The 15,707-nt window shown below is 64.1% G+C and carries 16 protein-coding genes; 7 read left to right on the top strand and 9 right to left on the bottom strand.

Annotated features, from left to right (window positions below):
* Nucleotides 1–26 precede the first annotated feature (26 nt).
* Nucleotides 27–650, bottom strand: coding sequence for a glutathione S-transferase family protein (locus tag AC5O5I_RS10550; protein WP_172222062.1), 624 nt, complete (start codon nucleotides 648–650; stop codon nucleotides 27–29).
* A gap of 251 nt (nucleotides 651–901) precedes the next feature.
* Between AC5O5I_RS10550 and AC5O5I_RS10555 the strand changes: the two genes are divergently transcribed.
* Complete coding sequence (locus AC5O5I_RS10555; RefSeq protein WP_494512541.1) at nucleotides 902–1,639, top strand: hypothetical protein; 738 nt, start codon at nucleotides 902–904, stop codon at nucleotides 1,637–1,639.
* Nucleotides 1,640–1,747: 108 nt separating this feature from the next.
* Here the strand turns inward: AC5O5I_RS10555 and AC5O5I_RS10560 are convergent, their stop codons facing one another.
* The 4 genes from AC5O5I_RS10560 to AC5O5I_RS10575 all read right to left on the bottom strand — a co-directional run bounded on the left by AC5O5I_RS10560 (nucleotide 1,748) and on the right by AC5O5I_RS10575 (nucleotide 4,319).
* Entirely contained in the window at nucleotides 1,748–2,290 is a 543-nt protein-coding gene (locus AC5O5I_RS10560; protein WP_172222057.1) for a WYL domain-containing transcriptional regulator, read from the bottom strand.
* A gap of 99 nt (nucleotides 2,291–2,389) precedes the next feature.
* Nucleotides 2,390–2,833, bottom strand: coding sequence for a PaaI family thioesterase (locus tag AC5O5I_RS10565; protein ID WP_494512542.1), 444 nt, complete (start codon nucleotides 2,831–2,833; stop codon nucleotides 2,390–2,392).
* 12 nt (nucleotides 2,834–2,845) lie between these two features.
* The gene (locus AC5O5I_RS10570) at nucleotides 2,846–3,283 is read right to left on the bottom strand and encodes a hypothetical protein (RefSeq protein ID WP_494512543.1); all 438 of its coding nucleotides are present in this window, start codon (nucleotides 3,281–3,283) and stop codon (nucleotides 2,846–2,848) included.
* A 106-nt stretch (nucleotides 3,284–3,389) separates the two neighbouring features.
* Nucleotides 3,390–4,319: a LysR family transcriptional regulator gene (locus AC5O5I_RS10575; RefSeq protein WP_494512544.1), complete on the bottom strand. Its 930-nt coding sequence runs from the start codon at nucleotides 4,317–4,319 to the stop codon at nucleotides 3,390–3,392.
* A 155-nt stretch (nucleotides 4,320–4,474) separates the two neighbouring features.
* Here AC5O5I_RS10575 and AC5O5I_RS10580 point away from each other — a divergent pair, with 155 nt between their 5' ends.
* From AC5O5I_RS10580 to AC5O5I_RS10590, 3 genes are read left to right on the top strand one after another with little or no spacing between them, the layout of a single operon-like run.
* Nucleotides 4,475–5,779 carry an MFS transporter gene (locus AC5O5I_RS10580; RefSeq protein WP_172222045.1) on the top strand — a complete coding sequence of 435 codons (1,305 nt, stop codon included), beginning with the start codon at nucleotides 4,475–4,477 and terminating at the stop codon, nucleotides 5,777–5,779.
* A 30-nt stretch (nucleotides 5,780–5,809) separates the two neighbouring features.
* Nucleotides 5,810–7,051 (top strand): Zn-dependent hydrolase, encoded by a 1,242-nt coding sequence (locus AC5O5I_RS10585; protein ID WP_494512545.1) that lies wholly within the window; start codon nucleotides 5,810–5,812, stop codon nucleotides 7,049–7,051.
* Nucleotides 7,051–8,073, top strand: a complete 1,023-nt coding sequence (locus AC5O5I_RS10590; protein ID WP_172222039.1) for a histone deacetylase family protein — start codon at nucleotides 7,051–7,053, stop codon at nucleotides 8,071–8,073. Before AC5O5I_RS10585 ends, AC5O5I_RS10590 begins: the two co-directional genes overlap by 1 nt.
* Nucleotides 8,074–8,235: 162 nt before the next feature.
* Here the strand turns inward: AC5O5I_RS10590 and AC5O5I_RS10595 are convergent, their stop codons facing one another.
* Nucleotides 8,236–9,660 (bottom strand): aminotransferase-like domain-containing protein, encoded by a 1,425-nt coding sequence (locus tag AC5O5I_RS10595; RefSeq protein WP_172222036.1) that lies wholly within the window; start codon nucleotides 9,658–9,660, stop codon nucleotides 8,236–8,238.
* A gap of 325 nt (nucleotides 9,661–9,985) precedes the next feature.
* On the opposite strand from AC5O5I_RS10595, the gene AC5O5I_RS10600 reads away from it, so the two are divergent.
* Nucleotides 9,986–11,395 carry an amino acid permease gene (locus AC5O5I_RS10600; RefSeq protein ID WP_172222033.1) on the top strand — a complete coding sequence of 470 codons (1,410 nt, stop codon included), beginning with the start codon at nucleotides 9,986–9,988 and terminating at the stop codon, nucleotides 11,393–11,395.
* A gap of 3 nt (nucleotides 11,396–11,398) precedes the next feature.
* Here the strand turns inward: AC5O5I_RS10600 and AC5O5I_RS10605 are convergent, their stop codons facing one another.
* The 3 genes from AC5O5I_RS10605 to aroQ all read right to left on the bottom strand — a co-directional run bounded on the left by AC5O5I_RS10605 (nucleotide 11,399) and on the right by aroQ (nucleotide 12,962).
* The gene (locus AC5O5I_RS10605) at nucleotides 11,399–11,578 is read right to left on the bottom strand and encodes a hypothetical protein (RefSeq protein ID WP_172222103.1); all 180 of its coding nucleotides are present in this window, start codon (nucleotides 11,576–11,578) and stop codon (nucleotides 11,399–11,401) included.
* 89 nt (nucleotides 11,579–11,667) lie between these two features.
* The gene (locus AC5O5I_RS10610) at nucleotides 11,668–12,516 is read right to left on the bottom strand and encodes a shikimate dehydrogenase (RefSeq protein ID WP_172222030.1); all 849 of its coding nucleotides are present in this window, start codon (nucleotides 12,514–12,516) and stop codon (nucleotides 11,668–11,670) included.
* On the bottom strand, nucleotides 12,513–12,962 hold the full coding sequence (aroQ, locus tag AC5O5I_RS10615) for a type II 3-dehydroquinate dehydratase (protein WP_172222027.1): 450 nt from the start codon (nucleotides 12,960–12,962) through the stop codon (nucleotides 12,513–12,515). The genes AC5O5I_RS10610 and aroQ overlap by 4 nt, the downstream gene beginning before the upstream one ends.
* Before the next feature lie 294 nt (nucleotides 12,963–13,256).
* On the opposite strand from aroQ, the gene AC5O5I_RS10620 reads away from it, so the two are divergent.
* Both AC5O5I_RS10620 and AC5O5I_RS10625 read left to right on the top strand, forming a co-directional pair.
* The gene (locus tag AC5O5I_RS10620) at nucleotides 13,257–14,510 is read left to right on the top strand and encodes a TolC family protein (protein ID WP_172222024.1); all 1,254 of its coding nucleotides are present in this window, start codon (nucleotides 13,257–13,259) and stop codon (nucleotides 14,508–14,510) included.
* Nucleotides 14,503–15,702, top strand: coding sequence for an efflux RND transporter periplasmic adaptor subunit (locus tag AC5O5I_RS10625; RefSeq protein ID WP_172222021.1), 1,200 nt, complete (start codon nucleotides 14,503–14,505; stop codon nucleotides 15,700–15,702). The genes AC5O5I_RS10620 and AC5O5I_RS10625 overlap by 8 nt, the downstream gene beginning before the upstream one ends.
* Nucleotides 15,703–15,707: the final 5 nt, after the last annotated feature.

A 15,707-nucleotide genomic window follows, 5' to 3' on the forward strand; every position in this document is an offset into this window, starting at 1 on the left:
GGCAAGCACCTGTCAACCCTCCCTGGTCAAGGTGTACCGTTGCGGCCATGCAGGTGGTAGGCCGGACGTTCGCTCAGGCGCTCGTAATAGTCGCGCACCGCCGGCAACTGGGGGTGCTCAAAGGGCGTTTCGAACCAGCGGTTGACCGCTAGGCCGATAGGGATATCGGCCAGGGTGAACTCGTTGCCCGCCACATAGGCGCCGGTACTGGCCAGCTGGCGGTCGAGAATGTGCATGTAGCGCGACCAGTCGGCGCAGCCGGCGGCGAGTGCCTGCGGGTCCTGGTGGGCGGGCGAATGCCTGACCAGCGACATGAACGCGTAGCTCCAGGAACGGTTCAGGTCCGAGGCCTGCCAGTCGATCCACTGGTCGACCTTGGCCCGCGCCTGCGCCTCGACGGGGTAGAACGCGGTGGCGCCGTAGCGATTGGCCAGGTAGCGGATGATGCTGTTGGATTCCCACAAGGTGAAGTCGCCGTCCTGGATCACCGGGATCATGGCGTTGGGGTTCAGGGCAAGGAACTCGACGCTGTCCGGGCTCTTGAAGCCTATGCCCCAATCTTCGCGCTCGAACGCAACCTCGAATTCGGCGCAGGCCCACAGGACTTTTCGCACATTGATGGAAGAGGCTCTGCCCAGTATGCGTAGCATGGTGTTCGTCCTTGGGTGGGGGAGGTTGATCGTCCGCCACTGTCGGGAGGCGGTCAAGCGGCAGATCGGTTGTCACCAGCCCCTTTACAGTCTTCTTGTGGTCCATTTCCGAAAGTAGGCCTTTTCACCCCATTGGTCATTGTAGTGGGGCAGGCAGCGTCCTACTCTCCGCGTAGGCTTGCCTGGGGGCCGCTAACTTGGCACCCTTGGGCCGGTTGAATTGTCTGTATCACCACAGAAGGATGTTTGCATTGAGCTGGGACAAGGTGGGGAAACTCCTCGTAGCCGCGCTGATTGGCCTGGTAGTGCTGTTGGCCGCCTACGCGATTTTCAGGGGCAACCCGCGCCTGGAGGCGTCACTGACCTATGCCTACCTCACCTACCCCAGCCAGTTCAGCGAGCGGATCAGCAAGGCCAGCGAGCAGCTCAAGTACGAGCAGTTGCAGGGCCGTATCAACAACATTGGCCAAGGCGAGCTGAGCCACGACCAGGTCGAGCGGCTGGTTGAAATGGCCCAGGCACCCTATGCCCAGCTGTTTGCCAAGCCTTTCGAGGCCGGCCTGGTCGACCACCGCACCGGGTTGCTGATCGAACTGCGCAACAGTGGCGACGCGCCGGTACGCGAGGTCAGGATCCGCCTGCCTGCCAAGGGCCTGGTGCAGGTGCGTGATGCCGCTGGCAACGACACCATTGTCGAGGCCGCCACTGCGCAGGTGGACATCCCCGGCATCGAACCTGGCGGGGCGTGCAAGGTTTGGGTGTACTTCGACGCAGACTACTCGCAGATCCGCCAGGGCGGGGTCAGCATCAGCCACGCCAATGGTGTTGCGGATGTGCAGGTGTACCGCGAGTTCACCGGGCTCCCCGCCATGGTCGCCCGTTACAGCCGTGAGCTGCTGATACTGCTGGGCATGTTGACCCTGGGCCTGCTCGGCTTGGCCTACGCCTGTGTGGCGCGCCGTACCCCGCACCAGGCGCGCCACCTGTAGGCGCAGCCTGTTGCTGCGAGAGGCCAGTAGCAGCGCTACAACTGTTTTGTCTGTACCGGCCTCTTCGCAGCGCAAGGTGCCACCCGAGGGCAATCACTTTGTGAGGGGTCAACCGCCCCCATCATGCAGTGCCAGGCTGTGGCGCAACTGCTCCAGCATGGCCGTGCGCAGCGCCTGCGGGGCCTGCACCCGGATCGAGCCGGCCTGGGACAGCAGCCAGCCCATCAGCGCCCGGTTGTCATTGACAGTGGCGACCAGCGTGGCGCCACCGCCCGCTTGCGCGCTCAGTTGCATGTCTGCAGACAGTGGCTGCGCTTGCAGGCGCCGCGCCAGCCCGTCGTCGACCCAGGCGTGCAGCTGAACCTGCACGGGGGGCGCAAGTACATCGGGTTGCAGCTGCCGCGCTTCGCCCAGGCTCAGGCCTGGCTGCCAATGCCAGCCGTAGGGCATGCCCTTGCTGTTGCATTGCAGCGGGAACAGCGCCGCGAGCTCGACCAGGTCGCGCTCGACGGTGCGTTTGCTGGTGGTGTGGCCCACGGTTGTCAGTGCAGCCTGCAGCTGCGTGGAGCTCATGCCCGGGTGGCGGCCGGGCAACAATTTGAGCAACTGCCACTGGCGGGCGATCGTGTGGCGGGTCGGGTGGCTGGGCAAGAGGGCTCGTCCTTGAGTGCAGGCGCCAAGCTTGCCACTGATGGCTTTTGGCTATTGTGCGAGCATAACCTTTCAGGGGATGGGATCCAAGTTGTGGCATCAAGCTTCAACGGAGTTGCGTGGCGCCAGGTCAATGATCTTGTAACGAGCGGTCGCGGTTGCCAGGGTTCGGCCCATGCTGTCTTTGAGTTCGCCTCTCGTGTAGCAAGTGTCATCGCACCGTCTCTGCATCTTGCCAATACCCGTAATTCGGCCAGGCGAGGCGGGTCGAAGGAAGCACGTCGCCATTTTTGTCGTCAGGGCGATTTCGTGCTGTTCGAGCAAGGCGTAGATAGCGGGACCCATGCAATCGTCAAGCATGGCGGTCAGCATGCCGCCCTGGATTTTGCCGACCGGGTTCGTCAACGCGCTTGAGGCGTCAAACTCTACGAAAATCTCGCGAGTGCGCTGCTCGTGCTTCACTAGCTTCCAACCAAGCAACTGGGCGACATTGGGCAGCGGGCGCAGCCCTTCCATGGTTTTCCAGAACAAGTTGTTTTTCATGAGGCGCTCCGCCTATGCACAAGCCCGGGCCAGCAGCCCGAACAAAAAGCCCAACCAGCACAGCATCATGGTGACCCAACCGACCATGACTGGGGGTGATCCATTGGTACGACGTTTTACCTGGCTGGTCACCGCGATGATCGGGGTGATCGCCAGCAGGCAATAGGCTTGTAGCAGCACCAGCAGCGGTAAGGGGACACGCAGCACGAACAGCTGGTAGAGCATCACCAACCCGGCGCAGGCGATCGCCAGCCATCCCCAGCCGAGCAGGCGTATCAGGGCTAGCAGCAGAAATTGCAGCGGGGCGTCGAGGGTATGCCAAGGGCGTTCGATCACTGCAGCATGGTAGGGCATGAACTGCGAGCGAGCCGCGTAGATAAGTGCAAAGGCGGCGATGATGACCAGCGCGGCGCCGTAGCTTGCCAGATGTAACAAGATCAGCCAGTCCATTCGCAGCAGCCTCTTGAGTACCTGAGGCGATGGTGAACCGCATCAGGTCGTGGGGCTACTGGCAGAAATGCTTGGTGGCGATGTAGTGGCGCTTAAGTCAGCTTTGTCACCTGTTTTCCGGGCCTGAACCGTCATGCAACTGTCGCAGCGCCTCGATAAACACCTCCTCTGCGCGGCTGAACCGCTGCTCCCTGTTCCACAACAGATGAATGTCCACATCGGCAATCCCCTCCTGCGGCGGCAGCTTCCACAGCAAGCCTGCCTCGACATCCGGGGCCACCACATGTTCGGGCAGGCAGCCGATGCCAAATCCGGCAATCACCAGCCGACGCACTTCCTCAAGGCTCGGCGATGACGCCACGATCCGCCCGGCAAACCCCTGCTGGTCCCGGAATATGGTCAGCGGCGACAACATGCCGCCAATCTGGTCACTGGTGAAACTGACGAAGTTCTCCCGCTGCAGATCGCCTTCTGCCTGGCCGAACAAGGCATGGTGCTTGCCACAGAAAAACGCATAACGCTGGCGCAGGAACAGCCGTTGTTCCAGCCTTGGCTGCGTACGCCGGCTGAGGCTCAGGCCCGCCGTGGCGGTCTTCTCCTGCAGGGCGGCGACGATGTCTGAGCTGCGCATCACGTCAATCTCCAACTCCACCCGCGGGTGCTGGCGATGGAACCCGGCGAGAAAGTCGTCGAAGCGTTCGTCGACGATGCGGCTGATCATCAGCAGGCGTACCTTGCCTACCAGTTCGTCCGCTGGTTCTTCCAGCAACCCGCCGATCTGCGACATCTGCCCATACACCTCGCCCGCCAGCAGGAACAGTTGCTCGCCCATTTCCGTCAGGACGAAGCGCGGCCCACGGCGGGCGATCAGCTGGCGCCCGAGCTGTTCTTCCAGGCGCTTGAGCGCCTGGCTCACCGCTGGCTGGGTGAGGTGCAGGCGGGCGGCGGCGCGGCTGATGGACAGCTCCTGGCCGATCACCCGGAAGGTGCGCAGCAGGTTCCAGTCGAGGCGGTCGTTGAGCAGGCGGTCAGGCATGGCAGGGCTCTATGATAAGCATGGCTAATAGTGCAAATAATAAATAGAAAATTGACTAATCATAGCCCTGGGCCGATAAATCGCAGTGCAAGCGCCAGCAGAGCGACACCGTGATCCCGACAACTCCTGCCAGAACAACAAGCAAAGGAGCCCTCATGCAGCCCACCACGTCCCCCCAGCCGCGCCGTGCCGCCGCCGCCGCGTTCATCGGCACCATGATCGAATGGTATGACTTCTACATCTATGCCACCGCTGCCGCACTGGTGTTCGGCGCACTGTTCTTCCCTTCCGACGACAGCCTGTTCAGCACCATGGCCGCCTTCGGCACCTTTGCCGTGGGCTTTTTCGCCCGGCCATTGGGTGGGATTATCTTCGGCCATGTGGGCGACCGGATCGGGCGCAAGAAGTCGCTGGTCATCACGCTGCTGATGATGGGCATCGTCACGGTGTGCATCGGCCTGCTGCCGACCTACGCGCAGATCGGCGCCATGGCCCCGGTGCTGCTGATCATTCTGCGCATCGTCCAGGGCATCGCCGTGGGGGGCGAGTGGGGTGGGGCGGTGCTGATGGCCGGCGAGCATGCGCCCAAGGGGCGGCGCAATTTCTTCGCCTCGTTCGCCCAGCTGGGCAGCCCGGCTGGCTTGATCCTGTCGCTGCTGGCCTTCGGCGCGGTGACCCGCCTGCCCGAGGCAGACTTGATGAGCTGGGGCTGGCGAGTGCCGTTCCTGGCGAGCGCGCTGTTGCTGCTGGTGGGCCTGGCGATCCGCCTGGGGGTGAATGAGTCCCCCGAGTTCATCGCCAGCCGCCAGCAGGCGGAAAAGGCCCAACGCAAGGAGCAGGCGCCGGTCTTCGAAGTGCTGCGCACGGCCTGGCGCCCGCTGCTGCTGTGCATCGGTGCCAACACCCTGGGCATTGCCGGGGTCTACTTCACCAACACCTTCATGATCAGCTACACCACCCAGCAACTGCACCTGGAGCGCTCGCTGATCCTTGAATGCCTGTTCTTCGTGGCGGTCATTCAGTTCTGCGTACAGCCGCTGGCCGCCTGGTTGTCGGAAAAGATCGGGGCCACGCGCTTTTTGGCCCTGGTCGCGCTGCTGGCGATGGCCTCGCCATACCCGATGTTCGTGCTGGTCAGCTCTGGCCAAGGCCCGCTGATCGTGCTCGGCATCGCCCTTGCCGCAGCGTGCATGGCTTCGTTCTACGCGGTGATTGCCGGCTATGTCAGCGGCATGTTCGAAACCCGCGTGCGCTACACCGCTATTTCCCTGGCGTATCAGATCTGCGGTGCCATCGCCGGTGGCCTGACCCCGCTGATCGGCACCTGGCTGGCCCACACCTTCAGCGGCCAGTGGTGGCCCATGGCTGCCTTCTACACCTTGATCGCCACCATTTCGCTGGTATGCGTGCTTGCCCTGTCGCGCCAGTACGCCCGCAGCCAGCGCCTGGAACTCGCTTGATTGAAGCGCTTTACTCTGGAGTACCCGCACATGTTGAAAAGCAATGGCGAACGCCTGTGGGCGAGCCTGATGGCCATGGCCGAAATCGGCGCTACCGCCCGTGGTGGCAGTTGCCGACTGGCCCTCAGCGACGAGGACAAGGCCGGCCGTGAACTGTTCTGTCACTGGTGCCGCGAAGCCGGCCTCACGCTGAGCGTGGATGCGATCGGCAACCTGTTCGCTCGCCGCGCTGGCAGTGACCCACAGGCGGCGCCGGTAATGATCGGCAGCCACCTCGACACCCAACCCGAAGGCGGCCGTTTCGACGGCGTCTATGGTGTACTGGCAGGACTGGAGGTGGTACGCCGCCTCAATGACCTGGGCATCCATACCCGCAAGCCGCTGGAAATCGCCGTGTGGACCAATGAAGAGGGCGCCCGCTTCACCCCGGCCATGTTCGGCTCGGCGGTGTTCACCGGGAGCCTGGCGCTGGACGACGCGCTGGCCATCCGCGACGCCGATGGCATCAGCGTCGCCGACGAGCTGCAACGCACCGGTTACGCCGGCCAGCGTCCTTTGGGTGGCCCGGTGGATGCCTATTTTGAAGCGCACATCGAGCAAGGCCCGATCCTTGAGGATAATGCCAAGGCCATCGGCGTGGTCAGCGGCGGCCAGGCGATCCGCTGGCTGGACGTGACCGTCGAAGGCATGGCGGCGCACGCTGGTACCACGCCGATGCCACTGCGCAAGGATGCTTTGTATGGCGCAGCGCGCATGATCCAGACGGTTGAGCAACTGGCAGCCGACTTTGCCCCGGAAGGCCTCACCACCGTGGGGGAACTGTCTATCGCCAAGTCTTCGCGCAATACCATCCCCGGCTTGCTGCAGTTCACCGTCGACCTGCGCCACCACCGTGATGAAGCCATTGAGGCGATGGAGCGCGACCTGGCCCTGAAGCTGCAAGCCATCGCCAGCCAGCGCGGCCTGCAGGTGCGCATCGAGCGCCATTGGGTCAGCCCGGCCACCCCGTTCGACGGCGATTGCGTGGCCGCCGTGCAGCGGGCGGTGGACGGCCTTGGCTACGCCCAGCAGTCGATCGTCAGCGGCGCCGGCCACGACGCCATCCTGCTGGCCCGCTACTGCCCGACCGCGATGGTGTTCATCCCCTGCGTCGGCGGCTTGAGTCACAACGAAGCGGAGGATGTATTACCTGAAGACGCCCGCAAGGGTGCCGATGTACTGCTCAATGCCGTGCTGGCCCGCGCTGGCCGTGTCGATCAAGGAGAAGCCTGATGCGTTGCTATTTCCACCCCGAACAGCTGCTGCACCACCCGCGCAGCTACTATTCGCGCGGCGCCATGCGCACCCCGCAGGAAGTCCCCGAGCGCGCCCAGCGCCTGCTGCAGGCGGCCAAGGACCTGGGCTTCGATATTTGCCGGCCCGAGGATGCCGGCCTTGATCCGCTCAAGGCGGTGCATGGCGAGGCCTATCTCGCTTTCCTCGAAGAAGCTCATGCGCGCTGGAAGGAAATACCGGAGGACTGGGGCGACGAGGTCATGTCCAACATTTTCGTGCGCGAGCCCAACGCCCTGCGTGGCATTCTCGCCCAGGCCGGGCGCTACCTGGCCGATGGCAGTTGCCCCGTCGGTGAACATACCTGGCGCTCGGCCTACTGGTCGGCGCAGAGCGCAGTGGCTGGCGCCAAGGCCATTGTCGAGGGCGAACCTGCTGCCTATGCCCTGTGCCGACCGCCGGGGCACCATGCGCGGTTCGATGCAGCAGGTGGCTTCTGCTACATCAACAACGCAGCCGTGGCCGCCCAGGCCCTGCGCAGCCGTTTCAGCCGCGTGGCGGTGCTCGACACCGACATGCACCACGGGCAAGGGATTCAGGAGATTTTCTACGATCGCCGCGATGTGCTGTATGTGTCGGTGCATGGCGACCCGACTAATTTTTACCCAGGTGTGGCCGGGTTTGAGGATGAGCGCGGCAGCGGTGAGGGGGAGGGGTACAACCTCAACCTGCCCATGGCACATGGGGCGGGCGAACAGGACTTCATGGCGCAGTTGGAGGTTGCGCTGGCTGCGGTGAAGGATTTTGGTGCCGAGGTGCTGGTGTTGTCGTTGGGGTTCGATATCTACGAACTGGACCCGCAGAGCAAGGTGGCGGTGACGACTGAGGGGTTTGCTGCATTGGGTGAGCGGATTCGGGCGTTGCGGTTGCCTTGCCTGATTGTACAGGAGGGGGGGTATCACCTTGAGAGCCTGGAGGCGAATGCGCGGGCGTTTTTTGCTGACAAGGTGGATTGGCAGTAAGTTCAGCGGGCCGGCAGCTCGATGCGGCTGCCGGCGTGATCATAGCTAATCCCTATAAAGCATCTTTGAACGTGTATTTCTGTTCGAGCATGAATGGATGTGCCGTCCATTGAGGGCCCGCGCGGCGCTCGATCTCACCGGCGCTGAAAAGGTAATGGCGAACTACATTCCACCCCGGCGCACATGCTTCACAAACACCTTTTCCAGCAACTCCCACATCGCAGGATCGGTGCTGAACGCCACATTGAACCGCATCCACCCGGTGGCCTTGGCATCGACCATGAACAACTGCCCAGGCCCAAGCATGATGCCTTTCTCCAGCGCATCATCCAGCAGCGCCGCGCTGTCCAGGATGGCCGGGTGGCGGGTCCAGATGTACATGCCTTCATCCGACTCGGTGAACAGTTCGAAGCCCAATCGATGCAGATGCCGGCCGACTTCCTGGTGCGCCTCGGCCAAGCGCTGGCGCAGGCGTTTGAGATGCTTGCGCCAGCGGCCGTCGATGATTGCGGCATACACCACGCGCTCCATCACCTGCGAGGTGGTCAGGCCCGAGCGCATCTTCAGGTGCAGCAGTTTCTGCATCAGCTCCGGGTTGGCGAGCATGTAGCCGACCCGCACGTTGGGCGAAATGCTTTTCGAGTAGCTGCCCACGTATACCACCTGCTGCAGGTGGTCGAGGCTGGCCAGGCACGGCTGCGGTTCGGCGATCATGTCGGCGTACAGGTTGTTTTCCACCAGGCGGAAGCCATGCTGGCTGGCCAGCTGCAGCAGCCGGTGCAGTTGCGGCAGCGGGGTGCGCGAGCAGGTCGGGCTGTGCAGGTGCGGTTGGGTGAAGAACGCGGTCGGGCGGTGGTGGGTGAGCAACTGCTCCAGCTGGTTCAGGTCGTAGCCGGCCGGCGTGCGTGGCACACCGACCAGGGTCGCGCCCTGGGTGCGCAGGATGCTCATCAGGTTGGGGTAGCCGGGGTCGTCCACCAGCACCACATCACCCGGGCGTACCAGCGTGCGCGCAGCCAGGTCCAGGGCCTGGCTGGCGCCGTGGGTGAGCATAAGTTGCGCCGGGTTGGCGACGATCGACAGATCCTGCTGCAGGTTTTGCGCGGTCAGTGCGCGCAGCTCCTGCAGGCCCATGGGGTCGCCGTAGCCCGACAGCTCCAGCGGGCTGCCGGCCACCTGGCGCAGGCCGCGGCGCAAGCCGTCTTCGTACATCCAGTCGTTGGGCAACCAGCCGCACCCTGGTTTGAACGGCAACTGGCGGATTTCAAAGATCTGTTGCAGGTACCACTCGGAGTTGAACGTGGGTCGGCTGGTGTCGGCTTCAGCGTTGTGCTGCTCCAGCATTTCGCTCGCTGCGCGGTTGACGAAGAACCCCGCATTGCCACGGCTTACCAGCAGACCCTGGGCAACCAGGCGGTCGTAGGCCTCGACCACGGTAAAGGTGCTCACCGAATAGGTCGCGGCAAAGGCGCGGATGGACGGCACCTTGGCGCCTGGCTTGAGGGTCTGGTTGTCGATCAGCTCGCGCAGCCCGTCGATGATCTGGTTGACCAAAGGGGTCGAGGAGTCTGGATGTAATTCGAGCATTCGTGGCCTTCAGGGTGCGTATCGCCAGGCGTTTGCAGGGTGTACTGCATGGGCGACCTGTACAGTGCAGTGCGAGATTCATGCCACTGTGCATGGCTCTCTGCGTCAGACATTTTTACATTAGGTGTCGGATATCGCCACATAAAGCATGTTCAGTTAGCTCCGGGCGCAACAACCGGGGCGCGTCAGCAGGCCGCCACGGATGGCCTGCGTGTGTTTGTTCACACCATCCTGCCCGCATTAGCACTGATGTACAGGTGAAACCGCCAGCCATCGGGGTTTTACAGTTTTCCTTGGATAAAAAGAAGCACGGGGTACACAACTGATGGACGCAACATCCACAACCACCACCGCGAAAAGCGGGCACGAGAGCAAGCTCAGTGCCTCGCTGAAGTCGCGCCACCTGACGATGATGTCGATCGCCGGGGTTATTGGCGGCGCCTTGTTCGTCGGTTCCGGCAGCGTGATCCACAGCGCCGGCCCAGCCGCTGTCCTGGCCTACCTGGCAGGCGGCATCCTGGTGGTGCTGATCATGCGCATGCTCGGCGAAATGGCGACTTCCTCGCCGGACACAGGCTCGTTCTCCACCTACGCCGACCGCGCCATCGGCCGCTGGGCCGGTTTCACCATCGGCTGGCTGTACTGGTGGTACTGGGTCATCCTCATGGCCTGGGAAGCCTATGTGGCGGGCAAGATCCTGCATGGCTTCTTCCCGGACGTCAGCGTCAACGTGTTCGTGCTGGCCACGACCCTGTTGCTGATCACCGTCAACTTCTTCAACGTCAAGCACTACGGTGAGTTCGAGTTCTGGTTCGCCTTGATCAAGGTGATCGCGATCGTCTGCTTCCTGATCGTGTGTACCGCTGCGGTCACCAACGTCTGGCAGTTCGGCGAAGTACGTGGCATCACCCACCTCACTGCCGAAGGCTTCATGCCCAACGGCATCAGCACCGTGATTGGTGCCTTGCTCGGGGTGATGTTTGCCTTCCTCGGTGCGGAAATCGTCACCATCGCCGCTTCCGAAGCCAAGGACCCGGCGGCCCAGATCGTCAAGGCCACCAATTCGGTGGTATGGCGTGTGTGCCTGTTCTACGTCGGCTCGATCTTCCTGATCGTCTGCCTGGTACCGTGGAATGACCCGCACCTGGGCGTTTCCGGCTATGGTGCGTACCGCCGTACCCTGGAACTGCTGGGCGTGCCGTATGCCGAGCTGCTGATGAACTTCGTGGTGCTGACCTCGGTGAGCAGCTGCCTGATCTCGGGCCACTACACCGCTTCGCGCATGCTGTTCTCCCTGGCCCAGCGTGGCGATGCGCCGTCGTTCTTCAAGATCACCCGCGCCGGCACTGGTGTACCGGTGTACGCGATCATCGGCTCGTGCGCCGTGGCCGTGGTCTGTGCGCTGATCAACTTCAGCGAAACCCTGCGCCCGAAAGACGTGCTGGATACCCTGATGAACACCACTGGCATGATCGCTTTGCTGGTGTACCTGGTGATTGCCTTCTCGCAGCTGCGCATGCGCCGCAAGCTGATTGCCGAAGGCAAGGAAGTGCGCCTGAAGATGTGGCTGTTCCCGTGGCTGACCTACCTGGTGATCGCGTTCATCGTGGCGGCCCTGGTGACCATGGCCTTCATGCCTGACTACCAGATCCTGGTGATCTCTACCGGTATCGCTGCGGCGATCGTGGTGGCGATGGGTGTGGTGCACCAGATTCGTTCTGGCAAGCAGCACTAAGCGTCACTCGCTTCTCGAAACGGCCGGCTCCCTTGTGGACCCGGCCGTTTCGCGTTGCTGGGCCTGGTTTTTTTCGGCGGGCATGTGGAAGCGCTGGTTCATCCACGGCGAGCCGAGCAGGCCTGCAGCGGCGATCAGGGCCAGGATGGCGAGGGCTACGTAGATCTTCATGGATGTGCGCATGTAAGGGATGACCTGCAGCATGGCCCGCCAGTTCCGCCGCGGGTGTTGTTGCAGGACATGCCTGGTACATCGCTTTGAAGCTGGCCTGTTCAGCTGAAGCTGGCGAAATGCGCTTGCATCCGCGCCGCATCCGCCTGGCGCCCGCTGAACAGCTCGAACGCCTTCACCGCCTGGAACACCGCCATGTTGCTGCCATCCAGCGTGCGGCAACCCAGTGCCCGGGCAGCGCGCAGCAGCTCGGTCTCCAGCGGGAAGTAGATGATTTCCGCCACCCACAAGCGCGCGTGCAGCAGCTGCACCGGTAGCGGCGTACCCGGCAGCTTGGCCATGCCCACCGGCGTGGTGTTGACCAGCCCGTCCGCCTCGGCCAAGGCGCTGGCCAGGTCGCTGCCGACCACGGCGCGCCCAGCGCCGAAATGGGCATTGAGGTTGTCCACCAGGGCCTGCGCCCGGGCCGTGTCAACCTCGAACAGTACCAACTGCTCGACCCCTTCACCCAGCAACGCATGGGCCACCGCCGAGCCGGCGCCACCGGCGCCCATCTGCACCACCCGGCGCCGCGCCACATCGGGCAGGCCGCGGCGCAAGCCTTCGGCAAAGCCCAGGCAGTCGGTGTTGTGGCCAACCCGCTTGCCGTCCTTGAGCACCACGGTATTCACCGCGCCGATGCCACGCGCTTCGTCCGACAGTTCGTCGAGCAGTGGCAGGATGGTCTGTTTGAACGGGTAGGTGATGTTCAGCCCGGTAAAGCCGGTGCGCTGCGCGGCATCCAGCAGGCCGGGCAGGGCGCTGTCATCCAGTTGCAGCTGGTCGGCGTCGATCAGCCGGTACAGGTAGCGCAGGGCCTGGGCATCGCCTTCATGTTCATGCAGGGCCGGGGTGCGCGACAGCTGGATGCCGCGGCCGATCAGGCCCGCGAGGATGGCTTGCTGGCTCATGCCGTGCGCTCCTGGAACAGCCCGGCGAAGTGGCTGATAGCCATGCGGTAGCCATGGCTGCCCAGCCCGCAGATCACGCCTACGGCAATGGACGATACGAACGACAAGTGGCGGAACGGTTCGCGCTTGTGCACGTTGGACAGGTGCACTTCGATAACCGGTACTTCGCTGGCCACCAGGGCGTCGCGGATGGCCACCGAGGTGTGGGTCCAGGCGCCCGGGTTGATCACGATACCGGCGCAGCGGCCCCGGGCTGCGTGGATCCAGTCGATCAGTTCGCCTTCGTGGTTGGTCTGGCGGAATTCGAGTTCCAGGTCGTGGGCTTGGGCAGTATCGGCGCAGCCCTGGGCCAGGTCGGCCAGGGTTTCGCGGCCGTATTGGGCAGGCTCGCGGGTGCCCAGCATGTTCAGGTTAGGGCCGTTGAGCACGAGAATAAGTGGCTTCATGAGGGGCATCACTTTTTGTTGTTGGTTGCGCCTAGTTTTGTACTGACTGGTTAGTTCCGTCAATTAGGCTGGTGCTTCGGGTGGGGAAAGTGGGCGATTATCGGACTGGTTTGCCTTGACACATTCAGCGCCTATGAGACCGAGCGCCGCCCGCGCGGCGCTCGGTCTCATAGGCGCTGAATGTGTCAAGGCGAACACCCCGGGGCATTACAAAATTGTAATTCTGCCGCCACCACCCCGATAACCACCCTTCCCTAAAGTCCCTCGCCACCGCTCGCCGTCGAGGACCTGTCCGTGCCCATCCCCCGCAAGATCGCCTTGCTCTGCCTGCTGCTGTTCGGTGCCCACAGCGCCCAGGCTAGCCAGAGCCTGAGCCTGCCCCAGGCGCTGGCTGCCGCCTTTGCCCAAAACCCGGAGCTGGCCGCTGCCAGCCGGGAAATCGGCATTGCCGACGGTGAGCGGCGCCAGGCCGGTTTGCTGCCCAACCCCGAGCTGGCGTGGGAGGTCGAGGACACCCGCCGCGACACCAGCACCACCACCGTCACACTCAGCCAGCCGCTGGAACTGGGCGGCAAGCGCGGCGCGCGTATCGCCGTGGCCGGTGCCGGCCAGGCCATTGCCCAGCTCGACCTGGAGCGCCAGCGCAATGGCCTGCATGCCGACGTGGTGCAGGCCTTCCATGCGGCGTTGCGGGCACAGACTGCGCTGGAGCTGGCGCAGCAGTCGCTGGCGGTGACCGAGCGCGGGCTGCGGGTAGTGCAGGGGAGGGTGACCGCCGGCCAGTCAGCGCCCGTGGAAACCACCCGTGCCCAGGTGCAGCTGGCCCAGGCCCAGGCCGAAGTGCGCCGTGCGCAAAGCCAGCGCCGCGTTGCCTACCAGGTTCTGGCACGGTTGACCGGCAGCCCGCTGGCAGGCTTCGACCAGTTGCAGGCCAGCAGCCTCTCGCCTGGCGTGGCGCCGAACGCCGATGCTTTGCTGGACCGCATCGAGCAAACAGTCGAATGGCGCCTGGCCGCTGCCCAGGTTGAGCGCGGTGACGCGTCCCTGGGGTCGGAAAAGGCCCAGCGCATTCCCAACCTCACCGTCAGCCTTGGCAGCCAGTACAGCCGTGAGGACCGCGAGCGGGTCAACGTGCTCGGCCTGTCCATGCCGCTGCCGCTGTTCGACCGCAACCAGGGCAACGTGCTGGCCGCTGCGCGCCGCGCCGACCAGGCACGTGACCTGCGCAATGCCGTGGAATTGCGCCTGCGCAGTGAAACCCGTAGCGCGCTCAGCCAGTGGGACACGGCGATGCAGGAGGTGGACGCCTATGACGGCACCATCCTGCCTGCTGCGCAGCAGGCGGTGGACACCGCTACCCGTGGTTTCGAGATGGGCAAATTCGCCTTCCTCGACGTGCTCGATGCCCAACGCACCCTGATCCAGGCCCGCGGGCTTTACCTCGAGGCCCTGGCCTCGGCGACTGACGCGCGGGCGCAGGTCGAGCGCATCTACGGCGCCCTTGATGGCTTGAGCAAACACCCGAACAGCAGGAGCAACAATGACTAACCCATCCAAGATAGCGCTATTGGTCGCCGCGATGGCCGTGCTGGGCGTCGGTGGCCTGGCCTGGACCGGCAACCTCGGCCAGGCGTCGAATGCTGAAGCCCGCCATGACGAGCATGGCGAAGACGGCCACGGCCATGGCCAAGACCAGGCCGAAGCAGGTCATGCCGAAGAAGAGGGCAAGCTGCACCTGTCCATCGCGCAGATAAACGCCGCCGGTGTGCAGCTGGCCACCGCCGGACCCCGTGAGTTGGCGAGCGCCATCAGCTTCCCCGGTGAAATACGCTTCGATGAGGACCGCACCGCCCATGTTGTACCGCGCGTGCCGGGGGTGGTCGAGGCGGTACAGGCGGAGCTGGGCCAGGCAGTCAAGCGCGGCCAGGTACTGGCGGTGATCGCCAGCCAGCAGATCTCCGACCTGCGCAGCGAGCAACAGGCCGCCCAGCGCCGCCTGGAACTGGCGCGGCTGACCTTGCGCCGCGAGCAGCAGCTGTGGCAGGAGCGCATCAGCGCCGAACAGGATTACCTGCAGGCTCGCCAGGTAGTGCAAGAGGCCGAGATCGCCTTGGCCAACGCCCGGCAGAAGGTCGCCGCCGTGGGCCCGGCCGGCGCTGGCAACCGCTATGAACTGCGGGCGCCCTTCGATGCGGTGGTGGTGGAAAAGCACCTGACCGTGGGCGAGGTGGTCGATGAGACCAGCAACGCCTTCACCCTGTCCGACCTGAGCCGGGTATGGGCCACGTTCGCCGTGGCCCCGCGTGACCTGGACAAGGTTGTGACTGGCCGGCATGTCACGGTCAGCGCCCCGGACCTGGGCGCCCAGGTCGAAGGCAAGGTCAACTACGTCGGCAGCCTGCTCGGCGAGCAGAACCGCGCTGCCACCGTGCGCGCTACCCTGGCCAACCCCAACGGCGCCTGGCGCCCCGGGCTGTTCGTCAATGTCGCGGTCAGCGTCGAGCGCTTCAATGCCGCCGTCGCGGTGCCGGAAAGCGCCCTGCAGACCTGGGAGGAGCAGACCGTGGTGTTTGCCCGCACCGAGGAAGGTTTCGAAGCGCGCCCGGTAACCACTGGCCGCCGCGACGGTGGGCAGGTGGAAATCACCAGCGGCCTGGCCGCCGGCAACCGGGTAGCCGCTGCCGGCAGCTTTGTCCTCAAGTCCGAGCTGGGCAAGGGCTCGGCCCAGCACAGTCATTGATCACG

It is taken from the genome of Pseudomonas sp. 9_2_1 (genome assembly GCF_059295275.1).